Annotated in this window: 4 protein-coding genes and 2 pseudogenes; 5 read left to right on the top strand and 1 reads right to left on the bottom strand. The window is 43.8% G+C overall.

Features of this window, described 5'->3' with window-relative positions; translation table 11 throughout:
- The 4 genes and pseudogenes from IQ242_RS26350 to IQ242_RS27250 all read left to right on the top strand — a co-directional run.
- Positions 1–141, top strand: a pseudogene (locus IQ242_RS26350) (IS1 family transposase); the annotation flags it as partial.
- 387 nt (positions 142–528) lie between these two features.
- Entirely contained in the window at positions 529–1,644 is a 1,116-nt protein-coding gene (locus IQ242_RS19020) for a universal stress protein (RefSeq protein ID WP_193961043.1), read from the top strand.
- 114 nt (positions 1,645–1,758) lie between these two features.
- Positions 1,759–1,866 carry a photosystem II reaction center protein PsbM gene (psbM, locus tag IQ242_RS19015; RefSeq protein ID WP_002745897.1) on the top strand — a complete coding sequence of 36 codons (108 nt, stop codon included), beginning with the start codon at positions 1,759–1,761 and terminating at the stop codon, positions 1,864–1,866.
- A gap of 395 nt (positions 1,867–2,261) precedes the next feature.
- Positions 2,262–2,672 (top strand): annotated as a pseudogene (locus IQ242_RS27250) (tail length tape measure protein); the annotation flags it as partial.
- A 213-nt stretch (positions 2,673–2,885) separates the two neighbouring features.
- Here the strand turns inward: IQ242_RS27250 and IQ242_RS19010 are convergent.
- Entirely contained in the window at positions 2,886–3,440 is a 555-nt protein-coding gene (locus IQ242_RS19010) for an NUDIX hydrolase (protein WP_193961042.1), read from the bottom strand.
- A gap of 120 nt (positions 3,441–3,560) precedes the next feature.
- Between IQ242_RS19010 and rpsN the strand changes: the two genes are divergently transcribed.
- Positions 3,561–3,853: 30S ribosomal protein S14 (rpsN, locus tag IQ242_RS19005; RefSeq protein ID WP_193961041.1), on the top strand; the 293-nt coding region annotated here is incomplete at its 3' end.

Here is a 3,853-nt window from a genome sequence, read left to right as displayed (position 1 = left end):
AAGATTAAATAATACCTTTCGACAAAGGATTTCTCGGTTGGTGAGAGAGAGTCTATCTTTCTCTAAAAAAATGGAGAATCACGTTGGGGAACCCTTTGGTATTTTATCCATGACTACAATGCACACCTGGCAAAGGATTAAGCCGCCATCACTACTACCGAATCACCACCGATATTGATAAAAATAGCAATCATAAAAAGCAAATTCCCAACATTTATCAAGCAATTATTTTTATTAGTAAATATTCTACACGACTCAGTCCAGATAAGCAAGATGGCTTACCACTACTACCGAATCACTACCCTCCCCTATACCTTTTAAACAGGATTTAGTATCATACGCACAGAAAACGGGTTTCTCCGAGAAACCCGTTTTCTGCTCATGCAAAAGGCAAAAAGGGGAATAAATAATCAGTCTTTAATAACCAGATTTAGTATCAGAGGGGGTGAGGATTGAGTATCATCAATCCCCCCGGCTACGATCGAATTATCTTAATCTGTAAGGTAAGTTGCCAAAAAGGAGACAATTGTGCGACGGGGAAGACATAAGATTTTTATCGGGATGGCTCCGGGAGTCGGGAAAACCTACAAGATGCTGGAGGAGGGGTATAGCCTCAGAAAGCAGGGAACCGACGTGGTGATTGGACTGCTTGAAACCCACGGCAGAAAAGAGACCGCCGAAAAAGCCGAGGGATTGGAAATCGTACCGAGAAAAATCCTAGAGAAAGAGGGATTCACTCTCTCGGAAATGGATACGGAAGCGATTATCGCTCGCTCACCGCAGCTGTGTCTGATTGATGAATTGGCCCACACGAACGCACCCGGTTCGGAGCGAGAGAAACGCTTTCAGGACGTGGAGATAATTTTATCCGAGGGAATCGATGTTTACTCGACCGTGAATATCCAGCATATCGAGAGTTTAAACGATCTGGTCGCCCGAATCACTGGGGTGGTGGTGCGAGAGCGAATACCCGATCGAATTTTGGAGGAAGCTGATGAAGTGATTGTGGTAGATGTCACCGCCGAAACCCTAGAGGAAAGATTATTAGCGGGAAAAATCTACGCTCCCGAAAAGATCCAACCATCTTTAAATAATTTCTTTCGACGGCGTAATTTAATTGCCCTCCGGGAACTCGCCCTGCGCGAAGTGGCTGATACAGTAGAAGAAGAAGCGAGTAATTCGACATTTATCGGTCAATCCTGTCCCGTTCACGAACGGGTATTAGTTTGTGTTTCCACCTATCCCAACTCTTTACGATTATTACGTCGAGGAGCGCGGATAGCGGGGTATATGAACGCGGAATTTTTTGTGATTTTCGTCGATAACCCCGATCGCTTTCTCACCAAAGAGGAGGCTTTACATATCGAAACCTGCGAACGTTTATGTCGGGAATTCGAGGGGAAATTCTTACGGATTAAAAGCTATCAGGTGGCCGAAGCGATCGCAGAAGTGGCCGAACAGGAGCGAATCACCCAGATTGTGATCGGGGAGAGCCGTCAATCGCGCTGGAAGCATTTAATCAAAGGTTCTTTCACCCAAAAACTTATGCGCCTGATCTGGCAGAAAAATATCGATCTTCACATCATCGCCACCGATCCAAAAGTACCAGTTAAAGACGCGCCGGCCAAGGGGACGAAAAGATAACCACCAAGGCTCCCACTTCCCCAGTTCCCCTCTCAAATCAGCAACGCCCTCTGGGATGATATTCTAGGAGTTAATCTTTAATGCAAATCCGTTGTCACTTAAGGGAGTTAACTCATGCAGGTAAATAATCTCGGCTTTATCGCTAGTATCCTATTCGTCCTAGTCCCCACGGTTTTCCTCTTGATTCTGTTTATCCAAACCAGAGAGGAAACCGAGGGTTAAATTCCTTCCCTATCCCTATTCTTCCTAAAAACCCCGGTGATTTCTTGAAGTCATGCGGGGTTTTTTCGCTTCAATTAGGAGAAAATGCTAGTTTCGTCACCTGATCCAAAATAGCCTATAGTTAGCGGATCTAGTATTATCCTAAATCTGGTTATTAAAAACTGATTATTTATTCTCCGTTTTGCCTCTTGCCTCTTGCATGAGTGCCTCTCCTGATATGTAGCCTATACTCAACGGATCTAGTATTACTGAACTTTCTTGGTACATATCTACTATAAAAACAGAAAACCCTTATCCATCAATGGATGCACCCATTAACTTTTCTTAATGCACCCATGTAATTTGTAACACTTCTTAATGGACAAGAACTCTCTCCATTTGCTAGAATGGTAGTCATGTATATAGAAAAAGTTCCTAACCGTAATTCCCCCCCGCCGTTCTTCGACCTGATTCCTATCGAGAAGGAGATCAAGTCAAAAAAAGAACCCTGGCCAACCTCTCAAAATTACCCGATGATATTATCGACAATCTGAAACTGGCTCTTAAAGGGGCGTTACAATCGAGATAAAAAGAAAGGGAAAACTCAGATAGTTTTTGGCTTACTATGTTCAGCTAAGGGTTGTCCGATAGCGGGAGAAGTCTTTGAAGGAAACACATCCGATAGTGCCACCTTAGCCAGACAAATCGAGAAAGTAAGAAAAGGTTGGGGGATTGAGAATGTGGTCTGGGTAAGCGATCGAGGAATTTTAACAAAGGAGAAAATCAATGAATTAGTAAAACCGATAAAAGGATTAGACTATATTACTTTCGGACTTTATTGGAGGACTTGGGGACGATTTGCTTGAATACAGTAGAATGTACGATTAGAGAGGGAAGTTATCGTTTTGCTAAGATAAATCGACCGACTGAACTGCAACAATCATGCGTTAGATTTATTCGGGGTTTCCTTGATTTGTACCCAGTAAAGGAGCAGCAGAAATTCTCTTAATCCCTCCTACAGTACAGGTTATGGCTTTTTGTCAACTGGGAAGTCCAGTTATAGCGGCTAAACGGGCCAGATAGAAGCTAGTAATAGTTTTAGCATCGATCGATTCTCCCCTGGCGATCGCTGATTCCATTTCCTCAAAACTCATAAAAACCACTTCCAGATCTTCATCGGCATCTTGAGCGGGGGGCAAGCTTAATTTTTCCAGATCCTGGGCCAGAAAAGCATAAATGTACTCATCGGAATAACCCGGTGCCAGAGCAAATTTACCCAAAGATTGCCAATTGTGCGCCCGATAGCCCGCTTCTTCCTCTAATTCTCGTTTTACCGTCGTAGCAGGGTCTTCTCCTTCATCAATCGTTCCGGCGGGAAATTCCAGAATTCGAGATTGCAAACTAAATCGATACTGACGTACTAAAACCAATTGACCTTCCTTGGTGATTGGAACTGCTAAAGCGCCCCCCGGATGACGGACACATTCCCATTCTCCCTCGACACCGTTAGGTAAACGCAGTTTTGAGACTTCAAATTGAAAGACGCGACCTTGATAAAAAAGACGTTGTTGGAGCAATTGAGGCGGTTCAGACATAGAAAATTTTCAACTAGGACTTTAAGAATTAATATCAACAAATGTCACCTTTGTCACTGGTGTTTCAGGTTATAATGGAAGATGCTGTCTTTACAGGTTAAATCTTTTTCGAGAAACCCCATGGCCAAAAAATCGATGGTAGAACGCGAGAAAAAACGCGCTCGTCTCAGACAAAAATACGAAGCTAAAAGAGCGGAACTAAAAGAACAATTCCGCACCGCCGAAGATTTTGAAGAAAAACTGGCAATTCACCAAAAATTACAGGAATTACCCCGCAATAGCGCCCCCAGTCGTCACCGCAACCGTTGTTTAACGACCGGCAGACCGAGAGGATACTATCGCGATTTTGGTTTATCCCGCAACGTTTTACGCGAATGGGCCCACCAAGGTCTTTTACCCGGTGTGGTCAAGTC

Source organism: Microcystis sp. LEGE 08355 (assembly GCF_015207185.1).
In the GTDB taxonomy this organism is placed as follows: domain Bacteria; phylum Cyanobacteriota; class Cyanobacteriia; order Cyanobacteriales; family Microcystaceae; genus Microcystis; species Microcystis panniformis.
Note: the sequence above shows the minus strand (reverse complement) of the source record. Positions and strands in the feature narration are given on the sequence as shown.

Coding starts and splice junctions, on each gene's coding strand:
- psbM (WP_002745897.1), top strand. CDS start 1,759: ATGCAGGTAAATAATCTCGGCTTTATCGCTAGTATCCTATTCGTCCTA.
- IQ242_RS19010 (WP_193961042.1), bottom strand. CDS start 3,440: ATGTCTGAACCGCCTCAATTGCTCCAACAACGTCTTTTTTATCAAGGT.